The organism is Streptomyces sp. CNQ085 (genome assembly GCF_022614595.1).
Taxonomy (GTDB): Bacteria; Actinomycetota; Actinomycetes; order Streptomycetales; family Streptomycetaceae; genus Streptomyces.
In genome coordinates, this window is sequence record NZ_JAJFAU010000124.1 from 1 (window position 1) to 14,768 (window position 14,768).

Annotated in this window: 15 protein-coding genes and 2 pseudogenes; 7 read left to right on the forward strand and 10 right to left on the reverse strand. The window is 73.6% G+C overall.

Annotated features, from left to right (window positions below; translation table 11 throughout):
• Positions 1 to 237 (reverse strand): hypothetical protein (locus tag LJ221_RS18645; protein ID WP_241717874.1); only part of this gene is annotated, 237 nt, incomplete at its 3' end.
• 24 nt (positions 238 to 261) lie between these two features.
• Between LJ221_RS18645 and LJ221_RS18650 the strand changes: the two genes are divergently transcribed.
• Positions 262 to 1,161, forward strand: coding sequence for an alpha/beta fold hydrolase (locus LJ221_RS18650; protein WP_241717875.1), 900 nt, complete (start codon positions 262 to 264; stop codon positions 1,159 to 1,161).
• Here LJ221_RS18650 and LJ221_RS18655 read toward each other — a convergent pair.
• The 4 genes from LJ221_RS18655 to LJ221_RS18670 form a co-directional block, all read right to left on the reverse strand.
• A complete protein-coding gene (locus LJ221_RS18655) occupies positions 1,158 to 1,766 on the reverse strand; it encodes a MarC family protein (RefSeq protein ID WP_241717876.1) in 609 nt (202 codons plus the stop codon). The two genes, LJ221_RS18650 and LJ221_RS18655, sit on opposite strands and share 4 nt — an antisense overlap.
• Before the next feature lie 53 nt (positions 1,767 to 1,819).
• Complete coding sequence (locus LJ221_RS18660) at positions 1,820 to 2,665, reverse strand: PHP domain-containing protein (RefSeq protein WP_241717877.1); 846 nt, start codon at positions 2,663 to 2,665, stop codon at positions 1,820 to 1,822.
• Between the two features lie 87 nt (positions 2,666 to 2,752).
• Positions 2,753 to 3,403 (reverse strand): DUF6758 family protein, encoded by a 651-nt coding sequence (locus LJ221_RS18665; protein WP_241717878.1) that lies wholly within the window; start codon positions 3,401 to 3,403, stop codon positions 2,753 to 2,755.
• Between the two features lie 92 nt (positions 3,404 to 3,495).
• Positions 3,496 to 4,104, reverse strand: coding sequence for a suppressor of fused domain protein (locus LJ221_RS18670; RefSeq protein WP_241717879.1), 609 nt, complete (start codon positions 4,102 to 4,104; stop codon positions 3,496 to 3,498).
• A 481-nt stretch (positions 4,105 to 4,585) separates the two neighbouring features.
• Here LJ221_RS18670 and LJ221_RS18675 point away from each other — a divergent pair, with 481 nt between their 5' ends.
• The gene (locus LJ221_RS18675) at positions 4,586 to 5,746 is read left to right on the forward strand and encodes a magnesium and cobalt transport protein CorA (RefSeq protein WP_241717880.1); all 1,161 of its coding nucleotides are present in this window, start codon (positions 4,586 to 4,588) and stop codon (positions 5,744 to 5,746) included.
• A gap of 58 nt (positions 5,747 to 5,804) precedes the next feature.
• On the opposite strand, the gene LJ221_RS18680 is transcribed toward LJ221_RS18675, so the two are convergent.
• Positions 5,805 to 6,752: a DMT family transporter gene (locus tag LJ221_RS18680; RefSeq protein ID WP_374228501.1), complete on the reverse strand. Its 948-nt coding sequence runs from the start codon at positions 6,750 to 6,752 to the stop codon at positions 5,805 to 5,807.
• A gap of 199 nt (positions 6,753 to 6,951) precedes the next feature.
• Here LJ221_RS18680 and LJ221_RS18685 point away from each other — a divergent pair, with 199 nt between their 5' ends.
• Entirely contained in the window at positions 6,952 to 7,533 is a 582-nt protein-coding gene (locus tag LJ221_RS18685; protein WP_241717881.1) for a hypothetical protein, read from the forward strand.
• Positions 7,534 to 7,584: 51 nt separating this feature from the next.
• Here LJ221_RS18685 and LJ221_RS18690 read toward each other — a convergent pair whose 3' ends face one another.
• The gene (locus LJ221_RS18690) at positions 7,585 to 8,352 is read right to left on the reverse strand and encodes a hypothetical protein (protein WP_241717882.1); all 768 of its coding nucleotides are present in this window, start codon (positions 8,350 to 8,352) and stop codon (positions 7,585 to 7,587) included.
• 269 nt (positions 8,353 to 8,621) lie between these two features.
• Between LJ221_RS18690 and LJ221_RS18695 the strand changes: the two genes are divergently transcribed.
• The 3 genes from LJ221_RS18695 to LJ221_RS18705 all read left to right on the forward strand — a co-directional run bounded on the left by LJ221_RS18695 (position 8,622) and on the right by LJ221_RS18705 (position 11,755).
• On the forward strand, positions 8,622 to 9,935 hold the full coding sequence (locus tag LJ221_RS18695; RefSeq protein WP_241717883.1) for a magnesium transporter MgtE N-terminal domain-containing protein: 1,314 nt from the start codon (positions 8,622 to 8,624) through the stop codon (positions 9,933 to 9,935).
• A complete protein-coding gene (locus LJ221_RS18700; protein ID WP_374228502.1) occupies positions 9,928 to 10,500 on the forward strand; it encodes a DUF1003 domain-containing protein in 573 nt (190 codons plus the stop codon). Before LJ221_RS18695 ends, LJ221_RS18700 begins: the two co-directional genes overlap by 8 nt.
• An 88-nt stretch (positions 10,501 to 10,588) precedes the next feature.
• A complete protein-coding gene (locus LJ221_RS18705; protein ID WP_241717884.1) occupies positions 10,589 to 11,755 on the forward strand; it encodes an Mrp/NBP35 family ATP-binding protein in 1,167 nt (388 codons plus the stop codon).
• 18 nt (positions 11,756 to 11,773) lie between these two features.
• Here LJ221_RS18705 and LJ221_RS18710 read toward each other — a convergent pair.
• The 3 genes and pseudogenes from LJ221_RS18710 to LJ221_RS18720 form a co-directional block, all read right to left on the reverse strand.
• A pseudogene (locus LJ221_RS18710) lies at positions 11,774 to 12,406 on the reverse strand (hypothetical protein); the annotation flags it as partial.
• 162 nt (positions 12,407 to 12,568) lie between these two features.
• The gene (locus LJ221_RS18715; RefSeq protein WP_241717885.1) at positions 12,569 to 13,042 is read right to left on the reverse strand and encodes a sec-independent translocase; all 474 of its coding nucleotides are present in this window, start codon (positions 13,040 to 13,042) and stop codon (positions 12,569 to 12,571) included.
• A gap of 121 nt (positions 13,043 to 13,163) precedes the next feature.
• Positions 13,164 to 14,369: a S1C family serine protease gene (locus tag LJ221_RS18720; RefSeq protein WP_374228503.1), complete on the reverse strand. Its 1,206-nt coding sequence runs from the start codon at positions 14,367 to 14,369 to the stop codon at positions 13,164 to 13,166.
• Positions 14,370 to 14,700: 331 nt separating this feature from the next.
• Between LJ221_RS18720 and LJ221_RS24020 the strand changes: the two are divergent.
• Positions 14,701 to 14,768, forward strand: a pseudogene (locus LJ221_RS24020) (IucA/IucC family C-terminal-domain containing protein); the annotation flags it as partial.

The window sequence follows — 14,768 nt, forward strand, 5'->3', positions numbered from 1 at the left end:
CCCCGGCACCGAAGCGGCCCCCGAGCCGGCGGGCCCGGCGGCGGACTCCGGACCACCCGCGGACGCCTCCGGCGAGGCCCGCAGGCCGCGCCGCCGTCGCCGCACCCGCGGCGGAGCCGGCGCCCGCTCGGCGGCCCCGGAGGCCACCTCGGAGAGCTGACGGCACGGCCGCCGCGTATCCGCGCCCATGACGATGCCCGCCACCGCCGCGAGTGCGGCGGTGGCGGGCATCGTCATGGGCGCGGCGCTAGCCTCGCCTCCATGAGCAAGCCGCCGACCCTGACTCTGCCGCCCGGCGCCCGGGCGTACCGTCTGAAGACCTCGCGCGGCGAGTTCGCCGTGCACGACACGGGCGAGCCGCGCGCCGGCACGGCTCTGCTGGTGCCCGGGTTCACCGGCAGCAAGGAGGACTTCATCGCCCTGCTCGCCCCGCTGGCCCGCGCGGGCTTCCGTGCGGTGGCCGTGGACGGGCGGGGACAGTACGAGTCCAAAGGACCGCGCGAGCTCGGCGCGTACGCCCAGGACGAGCTGGCCCTGGATCTGCTGGCCCAGTCGGAGGCGCTCGGCGGGGGCGCCGGAGGCGTCCATCTGCTGGGGCACTCCCTGGGCGGACTGATCGCCCGCGCCGCCGTGCTGCGGGACGCGGCGCCCTTCCGCTCCCTGACGATCATGAGCTCCGGTCCCGCCGCCATCGCGCACCTCCAGCAGGAGCGCACCCGGATGCTGATCGAGGCGCTGGCGGTGCTGGACATGGAGTCGGTGTGGCGGGCGATGCGCGATCTGGACCCGCCGGAGGCCGCGGACGAGGCCACCGGCACGGCCGTGGCCGAGTTCCTGCACCGCCGCTGGCTGGCCACCGTCCCCGAGCAGCTGGTCGCCACCGGCCGCCAGTTGCTGACCGAGCCGGACCGGGTCGGGGCGCTGGCGGCGGTGCCGCTGCCCAAGCACGTGCTGTCGGGGGAGGTGGACTACGCCTGGCCGGTTCCGCTGATGGACGAGATGGCGCGGCGGCTGGACGCCCGGCGCACGGTGGTGGCGGGCGCCGAGCACTCGCCGGGGGCCGAGCGCCCCGGGGAGACAGCCGAGGCACTGGCCTCCTTCTGGCACGACTGCGCGGGCGGTACGGGAAGCGGGGACGGGACCGGAGCCGGTTCCGTCTAGCCGCCGCCCTGGATGAACCGGGTGACCCCGTTCGCGATCTGCTGGACCGCGATCGCCGACAGCAGCATGCCCGACAGCCGGGTCACCAGGACCACGCCGCCGTCCTTGATGACGCGGATGATCAGCAGCGAGTACCGCATCACCAGCCACAGCACGATGTGCAGCACGGCGATGGCCGTCCACACCGCGGCGTGGTCGGCCGGCCCGTCCGCCCGCTGCACGGCCAGGATGACGGAGACGATCGCGCCGGGCCCGGCCAGCAGGGGCATGCCCAGCGGCACCAGCGCGGCGTTGACGTCCTTGGTCTGCGTGGGCTCCTCCGCCCTGCCGGTGAGCAGGTCCAGGGCCACCAGCAGCAGCAGAAGGCCACCCGCCACCATCAGCGCGGGAATCGAGACGTGCAGATAGTCCAGGATCTGCTGCCCCAGCAGGCCGAAGACGGCGATCACCCCGAAGGCGACGGCGGTGGCCTGCAGCGCCATCCTGCGCTGGACCTTGACCGGACGTCCGGAGGAGAGGGCGAGGAAGACGGGGGTGATGCCGGGCGGGTCCATGATCACGAAAAGCGTGACAAAGACGGATCCGAAGAGGGCGACGTCGAACACGGTGCTGCCTTGCGTGATGTGCGCGGTGCGCGCGGTGGTGATCCGAGGGCGGGTCAGGCGGAGAGGGGTGTCGCGCCTGACCCGCGGGCGGCGATCTCGGCGTAGACGTCCGGGGCGGTGGTGTAGTCCCCGAGCCGGCAGGTCTTGCGGCTGCCGTGGTAGTCGCTGGAGCCGGTGGCCAGCAGGCCGAGGTCGCGGGCCATGCCCCGCAGCCGCTCGCGGGTCGCGGTGTCGTGGTCCATGTGGTCGGCTTCGATGCCGTCGAGCCCGGCGGCGGCCAGTTCCGCGATGGCGCTCTCCGGCACGCACCGTCCGCGCTTGACGGCCAGGGGGTGTGCGAAGACCGCGACTCCGCCGGCGCCCTTGATCAGCCGGACTGCCTCGAAGGGGTCCAGCTCGTGCTTGCCGACGTAGGCGCGGCCGTCGTCCGCGATCCACTCGGCGGTGAAGGCGTCGGAGACGGTCTCGACGACGCCCAGCTCCACCATCGCGCTCGCGATGTGGGGGCGGCCGACCGAGCCGTCCCCGGCGATCCCGGCGACCCGCTCCCAGGTGATCGGCACGCCCAGCTCCCGGAGCCTGGCGACCATGCCCTTGGCGCGCGGCACCCGGTCGTCACGGACGAGTTCGCGCTCGCGTGCCAGCTCGGGCTCCTCCGGGTCGAACAGATAGGCCAGCATGTGCAGGCTCACACCGTCCAGGCGGCATGAGAGTTCCGCGCCGGGGACGAGGGTGAGGCCCGCGGGGAGGGCGGCGATCGCCTCGCCGTATCCGGCGACCGTGTCGTGGTCGGTCAGCGCCACCACGTCCAGTCCGGCCGCGTCGGCGTTCCGTACCAGCTCGGCGGGGGTGTCGGTGCCGTCCGAGGCGGTGGAGTGGGTGTGCAGGTCTATGCGCACGGTACGTGACTCCCACGGCGGACGGCTGAGGCGGACCTCCAGAGTAGAACAGACGCCCGCCCGCTCCGTCCCGCACCCGGCCGCCGGTCAGGCCCCGGGGCGTGCGAGCAGCTGGGGGGAGAGCGCCCCGTACGGCACCAGTTCCACCTCGGCCCCCGCCTCCCGCAGATCCGTGAGCACCAGCTCGTCGTACATCAGCATTCCGGACTGCTCGGGCCAGACGATCGCCCACAGCCACAGGCCGCGCGCCTCTCCCGCGAACACCGCGCGGTCCTCGGGCGCCCCGTCCACCAGCCACAGCGGGGTGGGCCGTCCGGCCGCCAGGACCTTCGCGTGCGGGGGGCGGTCCACGTCGATCAGCGGGCCGGGGTCGGGCCCGGGCACTCCGGCGTAGCGGGCTCCCAGTCCGATGCCCAGTTCCTCGGCCACCAGCAGCAGTTCACCGGGACCGCCGAGCGGGCCGGGGCCGGAACAGGCCACCGCGGTGGCCCGGCCGCCACTGCGGTCGTCACCCGCGTACGCGATCCCGGTGAACAGCCAGCCGATCGGCAGCGGCCAGGGCATCCACACCGGGACCTGGGCTCTGTGGAGGACCACGCCGAGCGCCTCGACGCTCGGCGGGAGGACCGGCTGCAGCGGATGGACCGTGCCGTGCACATCGCACTGCCAGGAGTCGGCGAAGAGACCGGGCGCCCTGACGCGGCCACCGCACTTCGGGCAACTTGGTTCGCCCCTCATGGGCCCCACGGTCCTCCCAGGAGAGCCGTGCGTCAAGGACGATCACTCGTACGGACCGCCCGGGGCGCGCCCGGCGGCGGCCGGCCGGAGGTTCAGTCCGTCAGGGACACCGACGCCCGGCGCGGGTCGCGCAGGTCGGTGCCGCGGGCCAGCCAGCGCTCCTGGAGTCCGGCCGCACCGTGCACCCGTTTCCAGGCCGCCTCGTTGGGCGTCATCGGCAGCAGGGGGAGGAAGCGCACCGGCTCCATCGGCGGATCCAGTTCCAGATCCTCCACCAGACCTCCGGGCTCGGCGACCAGTACGGAGGTGAAGGGGGCGCCCGGCCACAGCGGCTCGCCCACGTCCAGCGAGGCGCCGGGGGCCACGACCACCCCCTCGACCTGGGGGGAGGCGGCGAGCACGGCGAGCGGGCGCAGTACCTTGCCGGTGTCGGCCACCCCGGCGCGCACCGTCAGCACCAGCTCCGCGCGCGGCCCCCGCTCGGGATCGGCGAGCATGTCGGAGGGGTCGGCCATGGGAGCGGCGGACATCCCCAGGGTGGCGTAGCGCACCAGGCCGTTCCCGCCGGGGCCCTCCTCGGCGTCCGGGAAGCGCAGCACCTCGATCCGGTCGGCACCCAGGAAGGTCACCGCCGCCCGCGCGTCGGGCTCTCCCAGTGCGCTGCGCAGCCGGGCCTCGACCAGTTCCAGAACCTGTGCCATACGGCGAGCATAGATCGTGTATTGATCAGGCAAAGAGGGCAGGCGTCGGCCTCGGAGCGGGACGGAGAGGCGTCCGCGAGTGCTACCGTTGACCGCTGGTCAAGGCGTGTACACGGAATTCCCCCAGCGGGGACCGGCCGGAGGAGGTGGGGCTGCGATGGATCCGAGTCGACCGTGCAGTACCAGCCGCTCCTCCGTGCGGCAGCCGCGTCCCCTTGCCTGAGGGCCTTCCTCCCCCCACCGCCGAGCGGTGAAACCACGGAAGTCCCCTTCTTCTCCTGCGGACCGGTTTCGCGGAAGAGCGCATGAGTTCCCTGCTCGACCGACGTTCTCAGCGAATGCCGCCTGTGCGTACGGTCCCGCGTGGTGCCCGCTTTGCAGACCTCCGGCCCGTGGGTCTTCTCCCGACAGCCCCGTAGGCCCCCATTCCGGGCAGCGCTGCGTCCGTTCGCCCGCGGCTCGGCACGCGAAGGAGCCCAGCATGTCGATGATCCGTGACCTGCGCGCCGCGGTCCGTCCCGCCCTGCGCCGGGGCGGCCGTTCCCCCTACCCCTACGCCCACGACGGCTCCGGCGGCGACGCCACCGCGACCAGCGCGGTGGTGGACTGCGCCGTCTACCGGGACGGCCGCCGCGAGTCGCGGCACGTGACTCCGGCCGAGGCCCTGCGCTCGCTGCGTTCCCGCGAACCGCGGGGACGGCAGGAGCCGCAGGACGGTCCCGGCGGCGGGGCGTTCGTGTGGATCGGTCTGCACGAGCCCACCGAGCGGGAGTTCTCCGGCATCGCCCGCGAGTTCGGCCTGCACCCGCTCGCCGTGGAGGACGCGGTGCACGCGCACCAGCGGCCGAAACTGGAGCGGTACGACGACTCCCTGTTCACCGTCTTCAAGACGATCCACTATGTCGAGCACGCCGAACTCACCGACTCCAGCGAGGTGGTGGAGACCGGCGAGGTGATGTGCTTCACCGGCCCGGACTACATCATCACCGTCCGGCACGGCGGCCAGGGCTCGCTGCGCACCCTGCGCCACCGGCTGGAGGACGACCCCGGGCTGCTGGCCAAGGGTCCCTCGGCCGTGCTGCACGCCATCGCCGACCAGGTGGTGGACGGCTACCTGGCGGTCGCCGACGCGGTGCAGGAGGACATCGACGAGGTGGAGATCCAGGTCTTCTCCGAGAGCGCGGGCAAGGGCCGCCGGGGCCGTGACGCGGGGCGGATCTACCAGCTCAAGCGCGAGGTGCTGGAGTTCAAGCGGGCGGTCTCGCCGCTGCTGCGGCCGATGCAGCTGCTGAGCGAGCGGCCCATGCGGCTGGTCGACCCCGACATCCAGAAGTACTTCCGCGACGTGGCGGACCACCTGACCCGGGTCAACGAGCAGGTGCTCTCCTTCGACGACCTGCTCAACTCCATCCTCCAGGCGAACCTGGCCCAGGCGACGGTCGCGCAGAACGAGGACATGCGGAAGATCACTTCCTGGGCGGCGATCTTCGCCGTCCCGACGATGATCGCCGGGATCTACGGCATGAACTTCGAGTACATGCCGGAACTCCAGTGGCGCTACGGCTATCCGGCCGTCATGACCGTGATCGCCGGGATCTGCTACACCATCCACCGGGGCTTCAGGCGCAACGGCTGGCTGTAGGGCCGCCGGGCGCGGGAGGTCCGGGGACGGGAGGGCGGGCACGGCACCGGACGGGGTGTCAGGACCGCGCACCGCGGGCGGGCCCGGCGTTGCCCCGGACGACCAGGACCAGGCCGAGCAGGATCACCGCCAGCGCCCCGTAGACGGCCGCCGGCGGGTTCTGGCCCAGCCAGAGCGCCGCGATCAGCGCCGCGCCCGGAGTCTCCAGCAGGATCGCGGTGGAGGTGACCGACGGTCCGAGCCCGCGCACCACCCGGTTGAGCAGCGAGTGGCCCAGCAACTGCGCGGTGACGGTGAGGACGGCGAGCTTGACCCAGGTCTCGCCGCTGTAGCCGCCGAGGTCGGCGCCGAAGACCAGGCAGGCGGCCAGCAGCAGCACGGAGGCGGTGGTGTAGCAGACGTAGGTGTACGCGGTCGTGGAGACCGTGCGGCGCACCTCCGCCCCCAGCAGGACGTACCCGGCCGCCGCCATGCCGCCGCCCAGCGCCAGGGCGTCACCCGCCAGCGCCCGCGGGGAGAGCGACAGGTCGACCCCCGTGAGGATCACCACCCCGGCGAAGGCGACCGCCGTGCCCGCCCAGACCAGGGCGGGCGAGTTCTGGCCCCGCAGCCGCAGCAGCAGGGTGGTCCAGATCGGAGTGGTGGTGACCAGCGCGGTCGAGGAGGCGACCGAGGTCATGTGGAGGCTGGGCAGCCAGAGCGCGAAGTGCAGCGCGAGCAGCGCCCCGGCGGCGGCGGCCAGCAGCACGTTGCGGCGTCCCATGGCACGCAGTCCGGCCCGGTGGCGGACGAGGACCAGCGGGGTGAGGGCGCCGACCGCCATGGCGTTGCGCCAGAGGGCGATGGCCAGGGCCGGGGCGGCGGTGGCCGCGATCAGGGGCGCGGACAGGGAGATGCCGGACACGGCGACCGCCAGCAGGAACAGGTCCGGGCCGGTGCCCGGATGTCCCGCCACGGCTCCGGCTGCCTGTCGGGGCGCGGCGGTACGGGTCCTGACGGCGCGCACGGGGCTCCTCTCCTGGGCTGCTGGGATCCGGGGGTCTTCGGGACCCGGATCCGTGAACGGGCCGGGGCGTCGGTGAGCCGCGCCGCCGGCCACCAGGGTAAGGCGCGTGGCGGCATCGCGGTACTGACAGTCCGGCCCGCGAACCAGCGGCCGGGCTTCCGGCGGGGCACGGCCAAAGGCCCGGCGGTAGGGTCGCCCCATGGCCGATCCGTCCGTTCCCGCCGACTCCCGGGCGTCCCGGGGGAACCTGTCCGCGTCCGACCGGGCACTGATCGAGGAGTCGGCGAAGAAGTCCGCACTGGTGTGGGTGCGCGGCCCGCTGGGGCCGCGCCGCGCGCTGTGGCACGTCTGGCACGACGGTGCCGTGCACCTGGTAGGCGACGGCCCCGTGGAGCAGCCGCTGGAGCCCCTGGGGCTCGCCGACGGCGCCACCGCCACGGTCTCGGTGCGCAGCAAGGACAAGGGCGGGCTGCTGGCCGTCTGGCCGGCCCGGGTGGTGGAGCTGCCGCCGGGTGGCGAGCGGTGGCGGGAGGCGGCCGCCGAGCTGGCGGGCAAGCGGCTCAACGCACCGGACGCCACGACGATCGCCGGGCGCTGGGCCCGTGAGTGCCGGGTGCTGCGTCTGGAGCCGGCCGGAGCGCTTCTGGAGGGCCCCGGTTCGATGGCGGAGGACCTGCGGGCCGCCGTCCCGCCGCCGACGCCGGCGACCACGCGCGGCCCGGTCCCGGCCGGGCTGCCGAGGCTGCTGCGCCGCGGCCGGCCGGGCGGAGGGAAACGGTAGGGGCCGGAGGAGGAACGCCTGGGAGGGAGCCGGGCAGGAGGCCCGAGGACGTCACTCGGTCGCCGAGATCCTCTTGCCGTAGTCGACGATCTGGTCCTTCTCCGGGGCACGCAGCGTGAACTCCTTGTCCCACTCCAGCATCTGGACCACGCCGGCGTCCCCGCCACGCTGGAGCCGCAGCGGGTAGGGCGTGCCGGCCAGCGAGACGCTGAGTATCCCGCCGTCGCCCTCGGCGGCCCGCACCTCGACCGTCCGCACTCCGTCGACCTCGTCGTGGTCCCCGGTCCTGCGCTCGCCGTTCAGGGTGAGCAGCCCGTCCAGCAGCACGTCCTTGTCCGTGAATCCGCTGAGCTGCTCGTAGGCGGGGTCGCCGGGGGGCACCTTGACGTACTTGTCCTCCAGTTTGCGGGCCGCCGCGAGGTCGGCCTCGTCCGGTTTCCCGCCGTCCTTGTCCTGGTCCGCCCAGAAGTCGGCGTTCGCCTTGATGTAGAGCTCCTCGCCGACCCGCAGCAGCTCGAAGCGGGGGCCGCCCCTGGCCGAGACCTCGCCCAGCCCCCCGTCGTCCTTCAGCCGCATGTCCAGGCGGTAGGTGCGGCCCTTGCTGACCACGCTGCCCGACAGCCGTACGGACCGCGCGGCCCCGGCGGCCTCGCCCGCCCTCTTCTCGATCTCGGCGGCCGGGAGTCTGCCGACTCCGTTGGTCCCCTCGTTCGGGTCCTTCGAACCGCACCCCGTGAGCAGGGTCAGCAGGACCGCGCAGACCGCCCCCACCGACACAGCCGTACTCCGGGCGCGAACACCGTGGACCCACGCAGTCACGTCAGCTCTTCCTCCTGATACCGGGGCAGGACGACGGCACCCTACCGGGGGCGTCGTCCGGAGCGGGCCGCGGGCGACCGTACGGCCGGTGCCGACGCGGGGGCGCGGGGGCACGCGTTAGCCTGAAAACCGCATTCGGGTCACGTCCCGCATGCGCACACTCGGCCGCACACGGGTACACGGGTACGCACACGGCAGGCGCGCCGCGCGGCGGACGGAGAACCGGCCGCCGTGCGCGGCGGACACGAGTGGGAAGCGGAGGATGGAGCATGGTGCCGGGCGCCCAGCGGGTCTTCGTCTCGCACCTCTCCGGTGTGGCCGTCTTCGACCCCGTCGGGGACCAGGTCGGCCGGGTGCGGGACGTGGTGGCGATGCTGCGCGTGGGCGGGCGCCCGCCGCGCGTGCTCGGACTGGTCGTCGAGGTGGTCAGCCGCAGGCGCGTCTTCCTCCCCATGACCCGGGTGACCGGTGTCGCGTCGGGCCAGGTGATCACCACCGGCGTGCTCAACATGCGGCGCTTCGAGCAGCGGCCCACCGAGACGCTGGTCCTGGGCGAACTGCTGGACCGCCAGGTGACGCTGGTCGAGACGGGTGAGAAGGTCACCGTGCTCGACGTCGGGCTCACCCAGGTGCCCGCACGCCGCGACTGGCTGATCGACAAGGTCTTCGTGCGCCGCGGCGGCGGCGGGCTGCGCCGGCGGCGTTCGGGCGAGACACCGACCGTGGAGTGGTCGGCGGTGACCGGCCTGTCGCTGGAGGAGGAGGGTCAGGGCGCGGCCAACCTGCTGGCCACCTTCGAGCAGCTGCGCCCGGCCGACCTCGCCAACGTCCTGCACCACCTGTCGCCCAAGCGCCGGGCGGAGGTCGCCGCCGCGCTGGACGACGACCGGCTGGCGGACGTGCTGGAGGAGCTGCCCGAGGACGACCAGGTGGAGATCCTCGGCAAGCTCAAGGAGGAGCGCGCCGCGGACGTGCTGGAGGCGATGGACCCCGACGACGCCGCCGACCTGCTGTCCGAGCTGCCGGAGGGCGACATGAACCGGCTGCTGGAGCTGATGGAACCGCAGGACGCGGCCCCGGTGCGGCGGTTGCTGACGTACGAGGAGCGCACCGCGGGCGGCATGATGACCACCGAGCCGATCGTGCTGCGGCCCGACGCCACGGTCGCCGACGCGCTGGCCCGGGTGCGCGTGCAGGACCTCTCGGCGCCGCTGGCCGCCCAGGTGTACGTGTGCCGGCCGCCGGAGGAGACGCCGACGGGCAAGTACCTGGGGCTGGTGCACTTCCAGCGGCTGCTGCGCGAGCCACCCGGCACCCTGGTCGGCTCGGTCGTGGACACCGATCTGCGGCCGCTGCCGCCGGACACCCCGCTGCCCACGCTGACCAGCTATCTGGCCGCCTACAACATCGTGTCGGTACCGGTGGTGGACGAGAGCGGATCGCTGCTGGGCGCCGTCACCGTCGACGACGTGCTGGACCACCTGCTGCCCGACGACTGGCGGGAGGCCGCCGCCCGGGAGACGTTCGGAGCGCACGAGCCGATGGAGAGCCGACAGGACGGCCGGGGGACCGCCGATGGGTGACAGGGAGCGGGACGAGCGCATGGCGCGCAGGGAACGCGAACGGAGTCTTCCGCCGGCCACCGGGCGCGCGGCCCGCGCCAGGCTGGACCAGCCGATGGTGCCGCGCCGCAGCCCGTTGCCGGAGTACGACCCGGAGGCGTTCGGGCGGCTGTCGGAGCGGATCGCCCGCTTCCTGGGGACCGGGCGGTTCATCGTCTGGATGACGTTCACCATCGTGGTGTGGGTCATCTGGAACATCGTGGCCCCGCCGGACCTGCGCTTCGACGAGTACCCGTTCATCTTCCTGACCCTGGCCCTGTCCCTCCAGGCGTCCTACGCGGCCCCGCTGATCCTGCTGGCGCAGAACCGGCAGGACGACCGGGACCGGGTGAACCTGGAGCAGGACCGCAAGCGCACCGAGCGCTCGATGGCCGACACCGAGTACCTCACCCGGGAGATCGCCGCGCTGCGGATGGGCATGGGCGAGGTCGCCACCCGGGACTGGATCCGTTCCGAGCTCCAGGACCTGCTCAAGGAGCTGGAGCAGCGCGGCGCCCTGGAGCCGCCGCCCGACCGGGAGCGGTGATCCGGCCCCGGGCGGGCGGCTTCGGGCGGTGACTCGCGTCTCATCCGCCGCCTTCGGCGCGGACACCGGTGCGCCGTACCATCGGGGCATGGCTACTGACACGTCCGCGGCATCCAGCCCAGCTCCCACCGAGGACGCGGTCCGCGCCGCGCTCGCGACCGTCGACGACCCCGAGATCCACCGTCCGATCACCGATCTGGGCATGGTGAAGTCGGTGGAGATCGGCGACGACGGCTCGGTCGCGGTCACGGTCTACCTGACGGTGTCCGGCTGCCCGATGCGCGAGACGATCACCGAGAACGTGACCCGCGCGGTCCGCGGGGTGGCGGGCGTCACGGACGTGACGGTCTCCCTGGACGTGATGAGCGACGAACAGCGCCGCGAGCTGGCGGCCACGCTGCGCGGCGGGCAGGCCGAGCGGGAGATCCCGTTCGCCAGGCCCGGCTCCCTGACCCGGGTCTACGCGATCGCCTCCGGCAAGGGCGGTGTCGGCAAGTCCTCGGTGACGGTCAACCTGGCGGCGGCGATGGCGGCCGACGGCCTGAAGGTGGGCGTCGTGGACGCCGACATCTACGGCCACTCGGTGCCGCGCATGCTGGGCGCCGACGGCCGCCCCACCCAGGTCGAGAACATGATCATGCCGCCGTCCGCCAACGGCGTGAAGGTCATCTCGATCGGCATGTTCACCCCGGGCAACGCCCCGGTGGTATGGCGCGGTCCGATGCTGCACCGCGCGCTCCAGCAGTTCCTGGCCGACGTCTACTGGGGCGACCTGGACGTGCTGCTGCTGGACCTGCCGCCGGGCACGGGCGACATCGCCATCTCGGTCGCGCAGCTCGTCCCCAACGCCGAGATCCTGGTGGTGACCACCCCGCAGCAGGCGGCCGCCGAGGTGGCCGAGCGCGCCGGGTCCATCGCGGTGCAGACCCACCAGAAGATCGTGGGCGTGGTCGAGAACATGTCCGGGCTGCCCTGCCCGCACTGCGACGAGATGGTGGATGTCTTCGGCACCGGCGGCGGCCAGCGCGTCGCCGACGGGCTGAGCCGGACCACCGGCACCACCGTGCCCGTGCTCGGCTCCATCCCGATCGACGTGCGGCTGCGCGAGGGCGGCGACGAGGGCCGGCCGGTGGTGCTGACCGACCCGGAGTCCCCCGCGGGCTCCGCGATCCGCTCGGTCGCGGGCAAGCTGGGCGGGCGCCGGCGCGGGCTGGCGGGCATGTCGCTGGGGATCACCCCTCGCAACAAGTTCTGAGGACCCGGCACTCTCCCCGTACGCGCCGAGGTCCTTGATCACCGAGAAACCCAGCCCGTACGCGCTCATCCCCCGCCCGTACGCGCCGATGTGCACGCCCTCGTTCGCGGGGCCGGCCAGCACCCAGCCGTACTCCGACTCCCGGTAGCGGAAGTCGGCGGGGACACCGTCGACCGGCAGCGAGAGGGTCGACCATGCGGAGCCGTCCAGGTCGTCCGCCAGTTCCCAGGCGGTCGCCGTCTGCTGGTCGAGCCAGCTCTGTCTGAGCCCGCGCTCCATCCGGGTCGGCCATGAGCATGACAGCAACCCCAGTCCGGCCAGCCAGGCCGCCGACGAGACCGAGGTGGCCTCCAGGAGCCCCGTGCCGTCCGGGCTGCTGCGCACCGGGCGGTCGGCGACCGTCACGACGACGGCGAAGCGCCGGCCGTCCGGACCGGGCTCGTCCCGGAAGGAGGGCGCGTCCCCGTGGCCGGTCGAGCCGTGCTCGACCGTGCCGTCCGCGGCGGACCCCACCCGCATCAGCCAGCGCGGGCCGGTGAATGCCTCGTCGAGGCCGTACCAGGGGAAGCCGGCCGTCAGATAACCGTCGATCACCCCGTCCACCCCGGACGCGGGTACGTCTCTCGGCCCTACCCGGCCCGTCGTCTCCATCTGCGCGACGCCTCCTCGTGTGCCCCGTGTCATGGGAGGCCCGCCCCCCTCGGGCGGCCCGACCCCGGACACAGGGAGGATAGCCACCCCCACGCGCCGAACCGGGCAGGACCGGCTGCGGACCGCGGGAGGTGGCCCTCCTGGTTCACCGGGGGAAGGCCTTCAGGTGGCGTCGGCGTCGTAGGGCGGAAGGTTCGCCCCGGGCGCCGGACCGGTCTTGCGCAGGTCGGCCCCGGACGCCGGGTCGGCCTTGCGCAGGTCGACCCCGGACCCGCCCGGGGAGGGCGCGGACGAGCCGCCCGGGGCGATCTCCCGGCCGTTGACCGCGTCCGTGACCTCGGCGAGCTCCTGGCGCAGATCGAAGCCGTTGCGGATCTCCTTCAGCCCCAGGTCCTCGTTCTCCAGCAGATGCTTGCGTGCGAAGTTCCTGGGGTTGAGGTCCTCGAAGTCGAAGTCCTTGAACTCCGGCCCCAGCTCCCTGCGGATGTCGTCCCGGGCGCCGTCGGAGAACTCCCGCACCTTACGGACGAACCGCGCCGTGTCCTGGATCACCTTCGGCAGCTTCTCCGGGCCGAAGACGAGGATCGCGAGGATGACGAGAGCGATCAGCTCGAGGGGTCCTATGTCGAAGAACACCGTTCAGCTCCCTCATGTGCGTCCACGGCCCGTGCGGCCACAGTCACGTTACCCGGCGCGGCGGCGGGGCGGGAGGCGGCAGGGCGAACAACGGCCGTCACGGCGGTCGGCGTGACGGGACTCACGGGCCGGCCGCCGATCCGAGGACCACCTCCACCGAGCGCCGGTGGCCGCCGCGCTCGACGGTGAGTTCCAGCCGGTCGCCGGGGCGCCGGGCGCGGATCCTGACGAGCAGCTCCTCACCACTGCTCACCCGGACGCCGTCCACCTCGGTGATCACGTCGCCCTCCTCGATGCCGGCCGTGTCGGCAGGGCCTCCCGGCACGACCGCCGTCCCCTTCCGCCCCTGGGGCAGGCCGACCCGTGCCCCTTCGCCGGGATGCCCCATGTCGACGGTCACACCGATGACGGGGTGGGTGGCACGGCCGGTGTTGATCAGCTCCTCGGCCACTCGCCCGGCCTGGTTGACGGGGATGGCGAAACCCAGGCCGATACTGCCGCCGGCGTCCGTGCGGGGCAGGTCGCCGGCCGCGGAGCGGATCGCGCTGTTCACGCCGATCACCCGGCCAGCGGCGTCCAACAGCGGCCCGCCGGAGTTGCCGGGGTTGATCGGCGCGTCGGTCTGCAGCGCCTCCACGTAGCTGATGTCACCGCCCCCGCCGCCCTCCCGCCCGCCGCCCGCGGTGACGGGGCGCCGCGTGGCGCTGACGATTCCGGTGGTGACCGTGCCCGCCAGACCGTACGGCGCGCCGATCGCCACGACCGGGTCGCCCACCCGCACGGAGTCGGAGTTGCCCAGCGGCAGCGGGCTGAGGCCGCTGATCCCCTCCACCCTCAGCACGGCGAGGTCGTAGCCGCTGTCGGTGCCGACGATCTCGGCGACGGTGGTCTCGCCGCCGTGGAAGATCACCCCGACGCCGGCCCCGGCTCCCGCGGACTCCACCACATGATGGTTGGTGAGGATGTGGCCGCGGCCGTCCAGGACGAACCCGGTGCCGGCGCCCCGCTCCCCGGCGCCGCGCACCTGAACGGTCACCACGCCCGGCAGGGTCCGCTCGGCGATCCCGGCCACGCTGTCCGGGGCCCGGCCGGTGTCCTGCGCCGGGGCCTGGGAGAGCCGGACGGTGCCGATGACGCCTTGGCGCTGCGCGTAGGCACCGATGCCACCGCCCACCGTCCCGGCCACCAGCGTCAGCAGGACGGCTCCGGCGGCAGCGGCGGCCGTCCTGCCCCGGCGGGACGGGGAGGCTCCCGGCGGCCTCCGGCCGGTGTGCGCGGCGGGCGGCGGGGTCCAGGGGTCGTAGCGCGCGAAGAGCTCCGGCGACACGGTGTGCTCCGCGGCCCGCGCCTGGGGCGGCAGCAGGATACCCCGGGCCGGTGTCGCCGCTGGCCGCCGGACCGGCGGGGCCGGGGCCGTACGGGCGCCTTCCGCCGCCGACCGCGGGGACGAGACCCCGGATGGACGGCTCCACCATGTCGGCCGCCGCCCGGCGGTCTTCCCCTCGTCCATGTTCTCCCCAGCATCGGCCCGCGTCGCGCTCCGTGCGGACTCGCGCCACACGCCACGATTCAACCAGTTCAGCCCCGGTCGGCGAAGCCGGACCGGCTGGGATCCGACGAATGTCGTCCGGTGAGCCGCCGGGACGCCGACGCGTCCGGCGGGTATCGCCCTGGAGGCGCACCAGCAGAACACCGTGGTCCTGCTCGACGGCGACGGCTGGCCGGT